The sequence below is a fragment of the Paenibacillus sp. FSL H8-0457 genome (assembly GCF_038051935.1).
Classification (GTDB): Bacteria; Bacillota; Bacilli; order Paenibacillales; family Paenibacillaceae; genus Paenibacillus_AQ; species Paenibacillus_AQ lautus_A.
The window spans coordinates 3,289,949-3,305,751 of sequence record NZ_CP150293.1; the positions used below are offsets into that span (position 1 = coordinate 3,289,949).

The 15,803-nt window shown below is 49.0% G+C and carries 13 protein-coding genes; 10 read left to right on the top strand and 3 right to left on the bottom strand.

Going from position 1 to position 15,803, the window contains the following annotated elements; all coding sequences use genetic code 11:
- The gene (locus MHI43_RS14645) at positions 1–747 is read left to right on the top strand and encodes an ABC transporter ATP-binding protein (protein WP_036663181.1); all 747 of its coding nucleotides are present in this window, start codon (positions 1–3) and stop codon (positions 745–747) included.
- A gap of 30 nt (positions 748–777) precedes the next feature.
- Entirely contained in the window at positions 778–1,992 is a 1,215-nt protein-coding gene (locus MHI43_RS14650) for an MFS transporter (RefSeq protein ID WP_036663178.1), read from the top strand.
- Positions 1,993–2,105: 113 nt separating this feature from the next.
- Here the strand turns inward: MHI43_RS14650 and MHI43_RS14655 are convergent, their stop codons facing one another.
- The gene (locus MHI43_RS14655; RefSeq protein WP_036663176.1) at positions 2,106–3,053 is read right to left on the bottom strand and encodes a 2-dehydropantoate 2-reductase N-terminal domain-containing protein; all 948 of its coding nucleotides are present in this window, start codon (positions 3,051–3,053) and stop codon (positions 2,106–2,108) included.
- Positions 3,054–3,309: 256 nt separating this feature from the next.
- Here MHI43_RS14655 and MHI43_RS14660 point away from each other — a divergent pair, with 256 nt between their 5' ends.
- The 4 genes from MHI43_RS14660 (at position 3,310) to bahA (ending at position 8,226) form a co-directional block, all read left to right on the top strand.
- Positions 3,310–3,864 (top strand): TetR/AcrR family transcriptional regulator, encoded by a 555-nt coding sequence (locus tag MHI43_RS14660; RefSeq protein WP_341283277.1) that lies wholly within the window; start codon positions 3,310–3,312, stop codon positions 3,862–3,864.
- A gap of 135 nt (positions 3,865–3,999) precedes the next feature.
- Complete coding sequence (locus MHI43_RS14665; RefSeq protein ID WP_036663173.1) at positions 4,000–4,713, top strand: response regulator transcription factor; 714 nt, start codon at positions 4,000–4,002, stop codon at positions 4,711–4,713.
- Entirely contained in the window at positions 4,710–5,870 is a 1,161-nt protein-coding gene (locus tag MHI43_RS14670) for a HAMP domain-containing sensor histidine kinase (protein WP_036663171.1), read from the top strand. Before MHI43_RS14665 ends, MHI43_RS14670 begins: the two co-directional genes overlap by 4 nt.
- A gap of 97 nt (positions 5,871–5,967) precedes the next feature.
- Entirely contained in the window at positions 5,968–8,226 is a 2,259-nt protein-coding gene (gene bahA, locus MHI43_RS14675) for a bacitracin amidohydrolase BahA (RefSeq protein ID WP_036663170.1), read from the top strand.
- Between the two features lie 130 nt (positions 8,227–8,356).
- Here the strand turns inward: bahA and MHI43_RS14680 are convergent, their stop codons facing one another.
- Together MHI43_RS14680 and MHI43_RS14685 are read right to left on the bottom strand one after the other, a co-directional pair.
- Positions 8,357–9,382 carry a sensor histidine kinase gene (locus tag MHI43_RS14680; protein WP_015735110.1) on the bottom strand — a complete coding sequence of 342 codons (1,026 nt, stop codon included), beginning with the start codon at positions 9,380–9,382 and terminating at the stop codon, positions 8,357–8,359.
- Entirely contained in the window at positions 9,379–10,050 is a 672-nt protein-coding gene (locus MHI43_RS14685; protein WP_036663169.1) for a response regulator transcription factor, read from the bottom strand. Before MHI43_RS14685 ends, MHI43_RS14680 begins: the two co-directional genes overlap by 4 nt.
- A gap of 240 nt (positions 10,051–10,290) precedes the next feature.
- Between MHI43_RS14685 and MHI43_RS14690 the strand changes: the two genes are divergently transcribed.
- From MHI43_RS14690 to MHI43_RS14705, 4 genes are all read left to right on the top strand, one after another.
- Positions 10,291–11,058, top strand: a complete 768-nt coding sequence (locus MHI43_RS14690; RefSeq protein WP_015735112.1) for an ABC transporter ATP-binding protein — start codon at positions 10,291–10,293, stop codon at positions 11,056–11,058.
- Positions 11,045–11,299 (top strand): hypothetical protein, encoded by a 255-nt coding sequence (locus MHI43_RS14695; protein WP_235201801.1) that lies wholly within the window; start codon positions 11,045–11,047, stop codon positions 11,297–11,299. Before MHI43_RS14690 ends, MHI43_RS14695 begins: the two co-directional genes overlap by 14 nt.
- A 31-nt stretch (positions 11,300–11,330) precedes the next feature.
- Complete coding sequence (locus MHI43_RS14700) at positions 11,331–14,234, top strand: FtsX-like permease family protein (protein ID WP_341283278.1); 2,904 nt, start codon at positions 11,331–11,333, stop codon at positions 14,232–14,234.
- 214 nt (positions 14,235–14,448) lie between these two features.
- Positions 14,449–15,741, top strand: coding sequence for a class II aldolase/adducin family protein (locus MHI43_RS14705; protein ID WP_015735114.1), 1,293 nt, complete (start codon positions 14,449–14,451; stop codon positions 15,739–15,741).
- The last annotated feature ends 62 nt before the right edge of the window (positions 15,742–15,803 follow it).

The following is a 15,803-nucleotide window of genomic DNA, read 5'->3' on the forward strand; positions in this document are numbered from 1 at the left end:
GTGCTGAAGGTAGAGAACGTTCATAAATCCTACCGGGTAGGCGGCCTGTTTTCGAGGAAAAAGCAGCAAATTCTGTATGATGTAAGCTTCGAATGCGGAAGCGGCGAATGCCTTGGCATCATCGGCGAGAGCGGAAGCGGAAAATCTACGCTTGGACGATTGATTTTGGGTATTGAACAACCGGACCAAGGGGCCGTCTTATTCGAAGGAAACGATGTGAGGAATCGTCATGTGCGTTCCGGCAATATGAGTGCCGTTTTTCAGGATTATACGTCTTCGATCAATCCGTTCTATACCGTGAAGGAAGCCATCATGGAACCCTTAACGGCACGGGGTCCGGTACGTTCCGACCAAGACGCCCGAGTCGATCGTTTGCTGCATCAGGTCGGGTTGAACGCTTCCTACAAAACAAAATATGCGCATGAGTTATCCGGCGGAGAGGCGCAGAGAGTTTGCATTGCCAGAGCGATTGCCACGGAGCCCAAGTGCATCGTGCTCGACGAGGCGATCAGCTCTTTGGACGTATCCGTACAGATACAGGTCCTCCGCTTATTGAAGGAGCTTAAAGACATCTATCAGATGAGTTACGTTTTCATCACGCACGACATTCAAGCTGCCGCTTATATTTGCGACAGGGTACTTATTTTCAGAAGCGGCAAGGTGGAGGAGACGATCGACGTCAAGCAATTAAAGCATGTTCAGTCGGATTATGCCAAAAGATTAATGGAGCATTTGATTACGTTCTAACGTTTACACGCAAGCAGGAGGAGAAATATAGTGAGTGGAGCGATGTCTTGGCCGTTTTTGCGTTTATATACGCTGGCCCTGCTTTATTTCAGCGCCAATGCCTTACTTAACGTCATCATTCCGCTTCAAGGAGCCGCATGGGGAGCCAGCAGCACAACCATCGGTCTCGTCATGGGGGCTTACATGCTGACAACGATGTTCTTTCGGCCCTGGGCCGGGCATTTGATCCAAAAGCATGGGCCAGTTAAGGTGCTGCGCCTGGTTCTGTTGGTAAACGGCACTGCCCTGATTCTGTACACTTGTACCGGATTAGGGGGATACCTCATGGCTCGAATTTTGCAAGGCATTTGCACGGCTTTCTTTTCGATGGCATTGCAGATCGGCATCATTGATGCACTGCCTGAGAAGGAGCGTTCGCAAGGCATTTCATTTTATTCATTGTTCACCTATATCCCGGGCGTGATCGGTCCGGTTCTCGCATTAGGCCTCTGGCAGACGGGCGGCATGGACTCATTCACGCTTATTCTTGTTGCTATCGCCATTTGTACAGGTTTATTCGGGTATAGCGTCAAGATGGACACAGAGAAGGCCCCATCAGAACAAGCGACAAGCCGTTCAGGCGTGTTCCAATCCTTCGGGCAAATCGTCAAGAATCGGTTCCTGTTCCGATGCAGTGTCTTGATGCTGTCGGCATCCATCGTATTCGGAGCGGTCACCACGTTTATGCCTTTATACGGCGAGCAGCTGAACAGCGGCAGCGCCGGGATTTACTTGATGCTCCAGGCTGCGGTCGTAGTCGCTTCGCGGTTTGTCCTGAGAAAACGAATTCCGTCCGATGGCAGATGGCATTCATGGTTTATCATGGGTACCATGCTTCTTGTAACCCTGGCTTCGGCATGCATCAGCCTGTCTTCAGAGTTGGGAAGCATGCTGCTCTACGCAGGCGCCATTCTTATGGGCATGGCCCAGGCGCTGCTGTACCCTACGTTAACGACTTATTTGTCATTTGTATTGCCCTCGTCCAATCGCAACGTGTTAATCGGTCTGTTCATTGCGATGGCCGATTTAGGCATATCCTTGGGCGGGGTCGCGATGGGACCGATCGCCGATTATTTGTCCTACTCCACCATGTACATGATCTGTGCAATGTTAAGCATGATGATGGTTATTTTCGCGTACGAGCGAAAAGGAGGCTTGGCTGCTTCAAACTCCAGCCATATCAGGGAGAGAGAAGGGGATGTTTAGCAATGTACGCCTGAAGGTTCATGAATCTCTGCTCGCTGGTTGAGCAGAGATTCTTTTTTGAATTACTCAAAAGCTTCTTATACTGTCTACGGGATCGATCCATAAGCCATCATTTAAGATCTCTGCCGCTTAGGCAGGGAATATTGTTGAAGCTCATCCCAATGCGGCGTCGCCATATTCGCGCTTTTCTTTAATTCGGCAAAAGCTTGCTGCAGCGCTGTTACCTCGTTGGCCGACACCGCCTTATCACTTAACAGAATTCTGCTGATCGGGATAGACAGCATCATCTTCAATAGAATGTAAAAGAGCTTTCTGTTTTTGCGGGCGAACTGCTTTTGAGCGGCAGGCGTAACCGTGAACTCGTTTTTCTCTAATACTTGATGCCCCTCATCCATAGCATGGATGACAAGATGAAGAAGCTTCCTGTCTTTGGCGGCTCTGCGCAAATTCCCGTTATATGCAGAAGCAATGGAATTCAAAGCCAAGATCATAACATAATGACTCTTCAGCCACTCATTCATATTTTTTTGGTAGGTCCATGCATATTTGGTGTTTGCCAAAGCCTGATCGATGAACGGCCGCCAAGACAGATCCTCGCCTAAACCTCCGATATTGATTTTGGTTCTTGGGCCGCGCACGCTAATGACAAGGCCGTTCTCTCTCCAGCCAGCGATCGATTGAAAAGCGAAGGCCACATGTTTCGTCACAGAACTATGGGCTTGCAAGTAGGTTTGCATGTCCTGAGGGCTTGCATTGTTGCCCATGATCACGACATGGCGGCTGTGATTCGCAGCCAGTGCAGGCAATACGGCCTCGAAATCCGGATATTTCATCACGACAAAAATAAGGTCATATACATCGTCCGGCTCTAGCTCGCGAATGACCCTCACGTTATGAACCGTAGTTTTGAATTGAAAATAATGCCGGATGACATTGCCGTTCTTCTCAAGCTCATCCGCTCTTCGTCCTCTGGCCAGCATCGCGACGTTGTGTCCTACGCGCACCAGTTCGTGGGCTAAATAACTGCCCAGAACACCTGCGCCGTAAACCAATATTCGCATAATAGGTCCCCCATTGTAGATTGAGCGCTTGGATCAAAACGTGTTTGCTCAAGCGCATATTTCATGTATCGAACATAGTTTTTAAATAATCGACTCGATATTTAAAAATTATAGCTTGATTCTATATGGATCTTGTTAAGACTGTCAAGAAGTTTTTAAATATTGACTGAATAATTTAAAAACTGTGCAGGTCATGTTAAACTAGGTGTAGTGATGAATGCGGAAGCGAGTGAGGATTTTGATGAACAAATTCGAAGTGAGAACCCAACAGAAGAAGGATGCGATCGTTCAAGCGGCCTTAAAGCTGTTCAAAGAAAAAGGCTTCGTCCACGTCAGCATCAAAGACATTGCCGAAGAATCCGGAGTGTCGTCCGTATCGCTGTATAACTATTTTGGCAGCAAAGAAGGGGTGGTCAAAGAATGCGCAAACGTTCTGATGCAGAATACCATCCGTATGGCCACGGAGCTGTTAAAACAAGATATTGAGTTTAAAGACAAGTTATCCCGCGTGCTTGCGATCTGCGCCGACCAAGACTATCAATTGCTTTGTACCCCAGGCGCGGTCGAGGATCAGGTGCTGGCGAGTTTATATAGCGAAAGCACAAATAACATTAGAATGGAGCTTATTCAGGAATTTATTGAGCTGGGGAAGAAGGAAGGGGCGATTCATTCTTCGGTCTCGCTGGAGACCCTATTGGAATTATTGAATGCCGTCGGGACGCTGCAAGCTTCCTGGGCAAGAGCCGGGAATTATAACGACAAGATGGCTGAGCTTAACCAGCTTCTCTTGTTTGGTTTTATCGGACGCTAATGAATCAATCATAAAATGACCTCCGCCGTATCCGGTGAGAGGTTATTTCTGTTTAATAATGCTGACGAGACAACGCAAAAAAGGAAATTAGCCTTCCAAGGAGAACCCTATACTACTTGAAGGAGGATGCTATTTATGCCCAGAACCATACTTGTGGTCGATGATGATCCGGATATCGTAGACATGCTGAAACTCTATTTAGACGCAGAAGGATATACGACTTTGGCAGCCTTCGACGGACTTGCAGCGCTTGAGCATCTCCGAAGCCAACGCGTCGATCTCGCTCTGTTCGATATCATGATGCCGGTCATCGACGGATACCAGCTGCTCCGCACGATTAGACAGGATTATAAAATCCCGGTCATTCTCGTATCGGCCAAAAATCAGGAGCTCGATAAAATCACGGGTCTCAAGCTCGGAGCAGACGATTATGTTTCCAAACCGTTTAGCCCGATGGAAGTAATGGCAAGAATTCAGGCCCAGTTAAGACGGTCCTATGAATTCAATGAGCCGTCGGAACCTGACCCGGTTTCCGTCACCCGCATCGGTGATTTGGTGCTGGATCATCGCGAATACATGCTGTATATCAAAGGAAAGCCCATTTCGCTCAGCGCGATCGAATATAAATTGTTAAACCTGTTTATGGGAGAACCGGGGCGCGTATTTACGAAACGTCAAATGTTTGAGCATGCCTGGGACGAGTTGTACCTGGCCGACGATAACGCCGTTATGGTGCAGATTAGCAGGCTGCGGGACAAAATCGAGACCAATCCGAGAAACCCCGTTTATATCAAAACCATCCGCGGCCTCGGCTACCGGTTTGCCAAGAAAGATGAGTTAAACGCATGAAAACGCCTAATCGTTTGCAGCGTTCGCTGATCGGACAATACTTGTATTTCTTTGTTACGATTGCCATCATTGCGGCGTTATCGTTGTTTATATTGAATGCCCAAATCATGAATTATTTTCTCGATTCATCCGGGCAGACAAAGGTGGAGGAGGCAACACAGAAGGGCTATTCTCCCGCTACGCCAGAGGAGAGCTACAGCGATCAACAAAAGCGCGTATTTTATAAAATGGCTCTTCAGACCCTGCTTCTGTTTCTCGTTTTGTTTGCGATCACCGTGTATGCGTTCGGAAGAAGGACCGCTTCGAGGCTCACGACTCCGCTCAGCTCCATAGCCGACGGCATTCGAAACATTGCCCAAGGTCAATACCGCAAAAGGCTAAACTTCAAAGCAAGCTATGAGCTCGCGCAGATCCAGGACGATTTCAATGATATGGCAGAGCGTCTCGAGCGGATGGAGCGGGAAAAGCAGGAGCTGGAAGAAAGCAAGCAGCGCATGCTGATCGACATCTCCCATGACTTGAAGACACCGTTGACTACCATACGGGGCTATATCGAAGCGCTGGAGGCGGGACTCGTGGATACGGAAGAGAGAAGACGCCAGGTCTTGCGTTTGATATCCGACAAAGCCAGTCTGATGTCGGAGCTGATTGACGATATCTTTGACCTGTCCAAGCTGGACAGTCCCGATGTTCCTTTTTCCGTGGAATTCTCCGACATTACGGAATTTACGAGGGAAATCGCAGCCGAATATTATGAAGTTTTCGAAGATAAACAGCTTGATTTCCGTTACGATATTCCCAATCGGGAATTGAGGGTCCCGTTCAACGCGATCTGGTTGTACCGGGCGGTTTCCAATATGCTGTCCAATGCATGGAAATACAACCCTCCCGGCACAACCGTGGAATTGAAATTGGTAACCGCAGAGAACGGGGTTGAGATTCACGTTTCGGATGATGGCGCCGGTATCCCGGATGATCTGAAGGATAAGGTGTTCGAAGCTTTCGTTCGCGGAGACAGGGCACGGACCAGCGATGGCGGCACGGGACTCGGTCTGGCGATTGCCAAACAAGTGGCAGAGAAACATGGAGGAAAGATCAGGCTTACAACAACAAACGGGCAAACGAGTTTCATTCTGTTTCTGCCGAGCAATATGTAAGATTTCTGAAAGAATTGAGAAAGTGCACAGAAAGAGTGATCCGGTATCCTCAGATGTAGAACGATCTACTAAATAGAGTGCAGGAGGACTGGGAAGAGTGGAAATACAAAAAGAGAAAGAGAATGAGAAGGGCATTGCCATTATACAAAGAATCGTTGCAAACCGGAAACGTTTGCAGCCTTTAACTCCTGGATGGAAGGGAGCGTCGCTTGGACTAGGAGGCATCGCCTTCATTCTAATCCTGATCCAGGCCGATTATTTATTGACGGGGCACGGTTTCATAAAATATATCGCGGGCACGTTTTTGTTTGTCCTAGCGATTGCCTTGATAAGCGGCTTGACAGCGTTGCTGCTGCACGGAGTCAAGAAACTGCCAAGCCGTTATATTTGGACGTTGACAGGCTCACTGACCTTGCTTGCATTCTGCTTCACCGTGCCGCCGAAAGTATCGGCCTTGTTCATTGCATGTTTTGCCTTTGTTTTTTCTTTATTTGGGGCATTGCTTTATAAAATTGCAGCCGGAAGCTACAGGCAAGTCTCAAAAGCAAGGAGAATCGGCGCCTTGGCCTGCTTGTCCTTGATCGCCATCGTGATCGGAGCGGGCAGCTTCTGGCTGATTCGGGAGGGAGATGAAGCTGCTCCGGGCGTCACGTTACAACAGCTGAAAACCTCAAGCCGGTATGAAGACTCGACGATGAATAATCCGGCAGAACAAGGCCCATATCCCGTCCAAAGCCTGTTATACGGAAGTCCTGACAACTACCGGAAAGAGTTTAATCAAAGCGGTTCGCTGACGACCAAAACGGTTGATGCAACCGAGTTTGTCGAGAAATGGTCCTCAGGGCGTACGAAGTCGCTTGGATTCGGACCGGATGCCCTGCCGTTAAACGGAAAAGTATGGTATCCCGAAGGGGTGGGGGCATTTCCGCTGGTCCTGATTGTGCATGGAAACCACTTAATGAACGATTATTCCGATCCCGGTTACGAATACCTCGGCAAACTGCTCGCGAGCAAAGGGTATATTTTCGTCTCCGTGGATGAAAATTTCTTGAATGCCGCCCCATACGAGGACCTTTTTCTGGTTAGCGCCCTCCAACGCGAAAATCCGGCAAGAGGTCTGCTGCTGCTGGAGCATTTGAAGACATGGAAGGGCTGGAACAGCGATCCGGACAACCCGTTTTATCAAAAGGTCGATATGGAACGAATCGCCCTCATCGGTCATTCCAGGGGAGGCGAAGCGGTCGCGATCGCCGCAGCCTATAACAAGCTCGGACGTCACCCGGATCACGGCCATATCAAGTTCGACTATAACTTCTCGATCCGCTCTCTCGTTTCCATTGCGGGAACGGACGGGCAGTATCAGCCGCAAGGCAAACCGCTGCCGCTGCAGGACGTGAATTATCTCTCTTTGCATGGAGCTCATGATATGGACGTCAACAGCCTGGACGCTGCCAAACAATATCATCGGATTCGTTATACCGAAGGCAAAGATTACATGAAGTCGATGATTTATGTCTATGGGGCCAACCATGGCCAGTTCAACGGAGGCTGGAACAGAGGGGATGGAGCAGGTCTAGCGAATCGTCTCTTTAACCTTCGTCAGATCATGCCGCGGGAAGAGCAGGAAACGATTGCCAAGGTGTTTATTTCCGGTTTTCTCGATGCAACGCTTATGGACCAACGTCAATATCGGGAGATGTTCACGGATTTGGGTTACGCCAAGGAATGGATTCCCGACAACCTGTACGTGGGCAATGTTTACGATTCGGGGACGACCATGATTGCCGATTTTGAAGAAGACATCGATCTGCAGAGCACGACGCTGCCTGGCGGCAGCCTGATGGGCGAACATCTCCGGGTATGGAAGGAGGAGAAGGTAAGGACCAAGCATGGCTTGGCCGATTACAGCGCGGTTCGCTTAGGCTGGGACTCGAGAGGAGAATCCGAACCTGCATCCTTCACGGTCACGCTGCCGGAACGCGGCATGGAAACGGGAACGGAAAGCTCTGTCGTATTTTCGATGGCGGACGCCCGTGGAAAAGACGCGAGCGGCGACTCGAATGAACTGATCAATGCAACGGTTTCCGTTGAAGACAAGAAAGGCAATCAGGCCCATCTTCCCCTCAGCCACATATCCAAATTGCCGCCTGTTATAGAAGGTAAACTTCTCAAATGGCCGTTCTCGAATTCCGGGAACATTTCGGAGCCCGTTTTTCAAAGCTATGATTTCCCGTTAAGCGATTTTGAACAAATGAATCCGGACTTCAACCCGCAGCAGCTGAGCAAGGTCCGTATTCAATTCAACCTGACCAAGCGGGGAACCGTGCTTCTGAGCGACATGGGGATCCGATCGTAACATGCTTGATATGGTCTTATAGGATGACTTTGATGACTGCCAGTCGACAAGAACTAAATACGCTAAAGAAGCCGCCATATTGGCGGCTTCTTCGCTTTAGATTGTGCAGCGGGCTCATACCGTTACCGCTTTATAAGCGGTAATACGTATCCGTTTTCGGAAAATGAATCGTGACTGCTGTATACCTTCCAGCCTCCGACCGGATAGACAAATGATGTCCCAGCTTATGCGCCAATTGTTTTGCAAGATAAAGTCCCATGCCGGTCGATTTGGGATGGCTTCTTCCGATAGATCCGGTAAATCCTTTCTCAAAGACTCGATGGAGGTCTTCCGTCTGGATCCCGATCCCCGTATCTATAATGTTCAACCGCTTTTCTTTACGGTCTTCTTCCACCGTAAATGTAATGTTCCCGCCTTCGTCCGTATATTTCAACGCATTTGAAACGATTTGATCAAGGATAAATCCAAGCCATTTGCGGTCGGTATGGATGGTTTGCCGAATGTCCTCCATATGTAACCGAATCTGTTTATTGATAAACGTCTTGGCGAATTTTTTCGCGCAGGTTTTAATGATCGCTTCCAACGGTTCTTCCGTGATGAAATAATCCTTGGAAAAAGAATCGATTCGAGAATAGTACAGTGCCTGCTCCACGTAATTTTCTATTTTATCCAGTTCGTCCTCAAGTTTATCGGCCAGGGAATCTGCCGTTTCCTCCGTGCTGTTTTCCATGAGCAAACGACTTGCTGCAATCGGTAGCTTTACCTCATGAATCCAGGACATGATAAATTCCTGGTGATCTATTTTCTCTTCATTGAGTTTCCGGAGGTCCCGTTCATGATGCCGGTGCAATTTGGCAAAAAGCTCGAGATACAGCCGCTGCTGCGAATTTTGCGGTTCAGGGGCAGCGACAGGCCAATCTTCCCGGTCAAGATCGATCAGCTCCTGCAGCTTGCGGTAATAGGATCTGCGATAAACATAGCCAATCAGTAAGTAGGCTGCGGTGAAGGCAAAACAAACGATTTGAATATAAAGAATGCTGCCTAAGGCGTGGCCCGTGTTGACGGATAGGGCAACAATCATCGAAATAAAGCCCATCATCCCGGCGTACAGCAACAAAAAATAACGTTTGTCCTTTATGTATCGAAAGAAGCTCATGGGATCATATAACCTTGCCCTTTCTTGGTTACAATCCAGTTTTCCTTGCCGATGCCGGCCAGTTTTTTGCGCAAGCGGACGATGTTGACGGTTAACGTGTTTTCGTCCACGAAGCTTTCATCCTGCCAAAGATGACGCATGATTTTCTTGCGGTCCACAACGGTTCCCTTCTGCTGCATCAGAATCTTCAATATGCTGACTTCGGTTTTGGTAAGCTCCGCTTGTTCGGTTTCATACGTGAGCGTCCCTTTGTCCGGAAGGAACACGACCCCCTCATGCTCGAACACGTTGGATTGCATGTCCGAATAGGAATACGTCCGGCGCAGCAGCGCATTGACTTTAGCGGTCAAAACATCCATATGGAACGGCTTCTGAATATAATCGTCCCCGCCCATATTCACCGACATGACAACATCCATGGGCGAATCGCGGGAAGAAAGAAAGAGCACCGGCACATTGGAGATTTCCCTAATCTTTTGACACCAGTAAAATCCATCATACGACGGCAAGTTGATATCCATGATCACAAGATGAGGCTGTTCATGAATAAAGCATAACGCGACCTGGTCAAAGTTATCGACGCTGACCGTTTCCAGGCTCCATTTGGTTAAAGCTAACTGGATCATCCCGCGAATGGTCGGGTCATCCTCTACGATCATGATTTTCATAAACGATCCTCCCGGGCGTTACTTGCGGCAAATTAAACACATTGTATACGATCTTCCCGCGGCAGACAAGCAAGTTTCCGGGGCTGCTTCCTTTGTCTAATGTGACAGGAATGTAAGGTTGAAAGGGAAGTTGTAAGCTAAAGTAAAGGTGACCTGTATTAAGATCAGGATAAGAAATACATGATTTCGAAATCGTGTTGACATTGTTTCTATATTGATAACCAGGAAGGAAAGATCAACATGAAAATGGTAGTGAACGCGGCTCAGGTTCGAAAGGTTTATGGCGTAAAAGGAAATGTCTATACCGCCTTGGATGATATCGATTTGTCCGTGCAGGAGGGAGAGTTCGTAGGGATCATGGGGCCGTCGGGCGCAGGCAAATCGACTTTGCTCCATGTGCTGGCGACGATCGATCAGCCTACCTCCGGAGACGTTGTGATTGACGGGATGGACGTGCTGAAGATGGATGAGGAACAGTTATCCGCTTTTCGCCGGGATAAACTGGGATTCATTTTTCAAGATTACAATTTGCTGGACACTTTAACCGTGAAGGAGAACATCCTGCTGCCCTTGGCGCTGGCCAAGATGAATGTCAAAGAACTGGAGTTTAGAGTGGGGGAGATCGCGGACAAATTCGGCATCACCCCGATTCTGGACAAATACCCGTATCAGATTTCCGGAGGGCAAAAACAGCGGACTGCGGCTTCACGCGCCATGATTTCCGGCCCCAGCCTGCTGCTGGCCGATGAGCCGACCGGCGCTCTGGATTCGAAATCGGCGACCGACCTGCTGGAGAGCCTGAGGGACTTGAATGAATATGATCAGGCAACGATTCTGATGGTCACCCATGACACGTTTGCGGCAAGTTACTGCAAGCGCGTGCTGTTTATTAAGGACGGTCGCATTTTCACGGAACTGACGAAAGGCGAGGCATCCCGCAAACACTTTTTCAAAAAAATACTGGATGTATTGACCGTACTGGGGGGAAATGCAAGTGACCTTGTTTGACATCGTGAAAAAGAACATGAAAGGGAACTTCAAAAACTACGCCATCTATTTCATTTCCATCCTGTTCAGCGTCATTATCTATTATACTTTCCTTTCTTTGCAGTACAGCCAAGAAATTGCAAGTTCAATCGAATCGTCGCAGAGCATGCAATCCGTTTTTATGATGGCGTCCATCCTATTGATTGTGTTTGTTGCTGTCTTTATCATGTACTCCAACCGTTTTTTTTTCGAGACAGCGTAAAAAGGAAGTAGGCTTGTACGCGCTATTTGGTTTGCCTAAAAAAAAGATCGGAAAAATGCTGTTTTATGAAAACCTGATCATTGGGGTAACGGTTTTAATCATAGGAATCATGATCGGCACATTGTTATCCAAGCTGTTCGCCATGATATTAATCAAACTGCTGGGGACGCCTGTACAGGTAGGCATGGCATTCTCCCTTCGCGCGCTGGTTCATACGCTCATCGTGTTCTTGGTGATTATTTTGGCGACGTCGATCCAAGGCTATCGATTGATCTACAGCTTTAAACTCATTGAATTGTTTCGCGCGGAGCAGAAAGGGGAGCAGGAACCGAAAGCGTCGTTTCTATCGGCGGTGGGTGCAGTTCTCTGTCTTGCTGCGGGATACGGATTCGCTTTCCGCGATTTTTCCGTCACCGAAGAAATTCTTGTCAACCTGAGCGTGATGACCGTCGGTATTATCGCTGGAACGCTTCTGCTCTTCTCCTCCTTGGTCATTGTCTTGTTGAGAACCGCCAAGAAGAGAAAGCGAAGTTATTATAAAGGCATGAATCTGGTCATCACCTCTAATTTGGTGTACCGGATTAAAGGAAACGCTCGTTTGTTAAGCGTCATTTCCCTGTTATCCGCAGCAGCTCTGTGCGCTTTCAGTGTCGGATTAGGTGCATATTTCACTTTTGACAAAACATCGAAGCTCACGGCACCGTTTAGCTACATGTATATTGCCCAGGACAAAGCCTTTAATCAGAATGTAGACGATATCATACGCGGGGATGAAGCGCATCCGATTATAGCGCAAATGACGATTCCGGTACTGGAGACAAAAGGGGAGGCTTCCGATCCAGAGATCCTTCCGGAGAGAATGATCGAAGCCGATAAAACCCCGCTCAAAGTGGTTTCGATCGATCAATACAACCAGGTGGCAAAGGTGTTGCGCTTTCCCGTTCTTGATCCGATCGAACAGGATGAAGCCGTTGCGATCCGGCCCATGTATACGGATTATGAGTGGTCCGATTACGAAGGCGAAACGGTCGACATCGAACTGCCTGATCAACGGCTAACCCTTGCTTTTGCGGGGATGACCGTAGAACGAATCATCAATTGGAGTTATCCGGATGTGATGATTGTTGTAAGTAACGGCACCTACGACAACATCGAGGCTCAAGTTTCGCCGACCCGCTATGTCGGATATGCCGTGCAGGAACAGAAGACGACGAAGCACACAGCCGACGCGCTGGCGGCGCTGAAGACACCGGAATCGAACTTGTCTTCTTTTTATTCCGAATACCGGCTTGGGATCGAAGAGGCGGCCTTCAATGTGTATATATTAGGATTTTTGGGGCTCGTTTTTGTCATGGCAACAGGAAGCATGATCTATTTCAAGCAATTGACAGAAGCGGCGACAGACAAACCTCGGTTCGATATTCTTAAAAAAGTCGGCGTAAGCGGAAAAGAAATCAATATGGCTATCATCAAGCAGAACGCCTTCATTTTTGCTTTGCCGCTCGCGATCGGGCTTGCCCACTACATGGTCATCCTGCAATTGTTGAAAAGGTTATTCAGCAATATGGCAGGTGCCAGTCTCTTGCTGCCCATCCTGATCTGCGTCGCTGTGTTTATCATGATCTATACGGTTTATTATGTGCTCACGGTCAACTCCATCAGCAGGATCGTCCATGGAAAGGCTGCCCCCGTGGCAAGAATTGCGGTTATCGCCATTACGGTCTGTCTTCTGGTTCTGATTGGCATATTCTTCGGCACTGAAACCCCTGCAACGCAGGATGAAAGGGGCCCGGCAGAGAAAATCCAGTTACAGCTTCCAAAACCTACTGGAGAATACGCTGTGGGGTCGATGGAGATGCACTTCAAGGATGACAACCGGGTGGACCCATGGAAACAGGACAGAGACAGGGAGCTGATGGTCAGCATATGGTACCCGGCCACGGGGAAAAGCGAGCAGAAGGCTTTGTACATGCAGCCCGAAGCAGCAAAGTATTACGATGAAAACACGATCTCCACGATCGGGTTGGATCCCGGCAGAGTCGATCTATCCGGTATCGGCACACACTCTTGGGTGAATGCGCCTCCAGTGAACAACGGCGATGGGTGGCCGATCCTCATCTACACACCTGGCGGGTCTGTTCCAAGAAACTTCGGGACGGCTGTAGTCGAAGACTTGGTCAGCAGAGGTTATGTAGTGGTTGCAGTCGATCATACGTATGAAGCCTCTGCGGTCCAGTTTCCCGATGGACGTGTGGCCACGGAGTCATTACCGCCTTTCAGTGCAGAAACGGTACTGAAAATGCTAGAGATAAGAGTGGATGATATCCAATATGTATTGGATCAACTCGAACTCATAAAGGAAGGCCTTCATCCAGGCGATCAGCCTTTACCCGCGGGACTTCAAGAAACATGGGATCTGTCAAGGATCGGAATATTCGGACATTCTGCCGGAGGGGCTACCGCTGCTCAGGTGATGTATGAGGATGACCGGGTTGACGCCGGCATCGATATGGATGGAACGATGGGGCATATGCCCGATAACCCGCTCCCGGTGGCGGTGCACGGTTTGGATCGTCCTTTCATGCTCATGAACTCAGGCTACAATAAGGAGGGCGAGGTTGATTCCCATCTAACCGCGATGGACCGTCAATCGTTCTGGCAGCATTCGACCGGCTGGAAGCTCGATTTAAGCATACCCGAGGGAGCACATTATACGTTTACAGATTATCAGTCGCTCCTTCCACAGCTTCAAGAGAAGCTGAGCCTTTCGCCGCGAGTTGTCCAGCAATTTATCGGGACAGCTGAGCCTGAACGGACGATCGCCGCCCATCGAGATTATGTCGCTGCTTTTTTCGATTATCATTTAAAGGGTGCTCTGCAGCCACTGCTGCAGTCTCCGTCCGAAGACTATCCAATGGTTGATTTTATTCCATAATGTCAGAGGCGTGATCCTCTAAAGTTGCCAAAACGGGGGGAACAGGGATGATATCATCCCTGTTTTTTACGTTCCGGTTCAGGATCATCATCATGATTATTTACGGCTTTTGTTATTGTTTTTGCCACATTTCTCCTCGAATATCAACAGAAAAAACAGTATAATAAAAACAAACAAAACTAAACAAAAACATTCGGATAAGGCGGTGGCAGGAATGAATCAGGATTTTATGCATCCGGCAGATCAGCTTCTTCTCTTTATCAATCGCATTTACAACCATGGGATGACCACCACGTCGGGGGGCAATTTGTCGATCAGGGACCATAACGGGGATATATGGATTACGCCAGCGGGGGTGGACAAAGGGTCGCTTAACCGGTCGGATATGGTATGCGTGAAGGAGGACGGCAGGGTAGAGGGAATTCACAAGCCTTCCAGCGAATTTCCCTTTCATCGGCTCATTTATCAAGCCCGCCCGGATTTGAAGTCGATCATTCATGCCCATCCGCCTGCACTGGTTTCGTTCAGCATAGTAAGGCGCATTCCGGATACAAGGCTGCTTCCGAACGAAAGGCAAATTTGCGGCGAGATCGGAATCGCGCCTTATGCGCTGCCCGGAAGCGAGCAGCTCGGGGAGAACATCGCAGCCGTCTTCAAGCGAGGGATCGACACCGTCATGCTGGAGAATCACGGGGTCGTGGTCGGGGGAGAGGATCTTTTTCAAGCGTTTCGTCGGTTCGAAACCCTCGACTTCTGTGCACGCCTTGAGATTGAGGCACGTCGAATCGGTAAACCGGTCCTGCTTACCGATGAGGATTACGAAACCGTGCGCAACAAAAGCACGCTGCAGATGGATACGTTCATCCGCGATTCCTGCACGTCGGAAGAAAAAGAGCTGCGCCGCGATATGTGCGGATTGATGAAACGCGCGTATAAACAGGGATTGTTCACCAGCACGCAGGGCACCTTCTCCCATCGATTGCAAGGAAACGATTTTGTCATCACGCCATATGGCAAAGACCGCAATGATCTGGAACCGGAAGACCTCGTCCGCATAGAGAACGGCAAAGCGGAAGCGGGCAAACAGCCGAGCAAATCCGTTCTCCTCCATGAAGCAATCTATAACACGCAGCCGCATGTCCATTCGGTCATTATCGCGCATCCTCCCAACATTATGGCATTTGCGGTCACCGATACGGCCTTCGATTCGAGGACGATACCGGAAAGCTATATATTGCTTCGCGGAACGCCGAAGCTCCCCTTTCATGCGGTGTATAATGAGCCTGAGCGTACCGCTTCGCTGTTTAAAGCCAATACGCCGATTGCCATTGTGAACAATAACTGCGTAATCGTTGCCGGTCAAAGCCTGCTCAACGCTTTTGATCGATTGGAAGTTGCGGAGTACAGCGCGAAGTCCATTTTGTCGGCGAGAACGCTAGGCGATGTCATCCACATCGATGATGAACGGATCCGCGAGCTTGAAGCAGCATTTCATCTGGAATCATGAGCAAGAACCAGGCGTTCATGATCTATAGCCTTTAAATGAAGGAAGAGCAGCAGAGTTGCCGT

Bases quoted from the DNA above. Each gene is read 5' to 3' on its own strand.
- MHI43_RS14690 (WP_015735112.1), top strand. From the start codon at position 10,291: ATGAAAATGGTAGTGAACGCGGCTCAGGTTCGAAAGGTTTATGGCGTA.
- MHI43_RS14705 (WP_015735114.1), top strand. From the start codon at position 14,449: ATGAATCAGGATTTTATGCATCCGGCAGATCAGCTTCTTCTCTTTATC.
- MHI43_RS14665 (WP_036663173.1), top strand. From the start codon at position 4,000: ATGCCCAGAACCATACTTGTGGTCGATGATGATCCGGATATCGTAGAC.
- MHI43_RS14680 (WP_015735110.1), bottom strand. From the start codon at position 9,382: ATGAGCTTCTTTCGATACATAAAGGACAAACGTTATTTTTTGTTGCTG.
- MHI43_RS14655 (WP_036663176.1), bottom strand. From the start codon at position 3,053: ATGCGAATATTGGTTTACGGCGCAGGTGTTCTGGGCAGTTATTTAGCC.
- MHI43_RS14670 (WP_036663171.1), top strand. From the start codon at position 4,710: ATGAAAACGCCTAATCGTTTGCAGCGTTCGCTGATCGGACAATACTTG.
- MHI43_RS14685 (WP_036663169.1), bottom strand. From the start codon at position 10,050: ATGAAAATCATGATCGTAGAGGATGACCCGACCATTCGCGGGATGATC.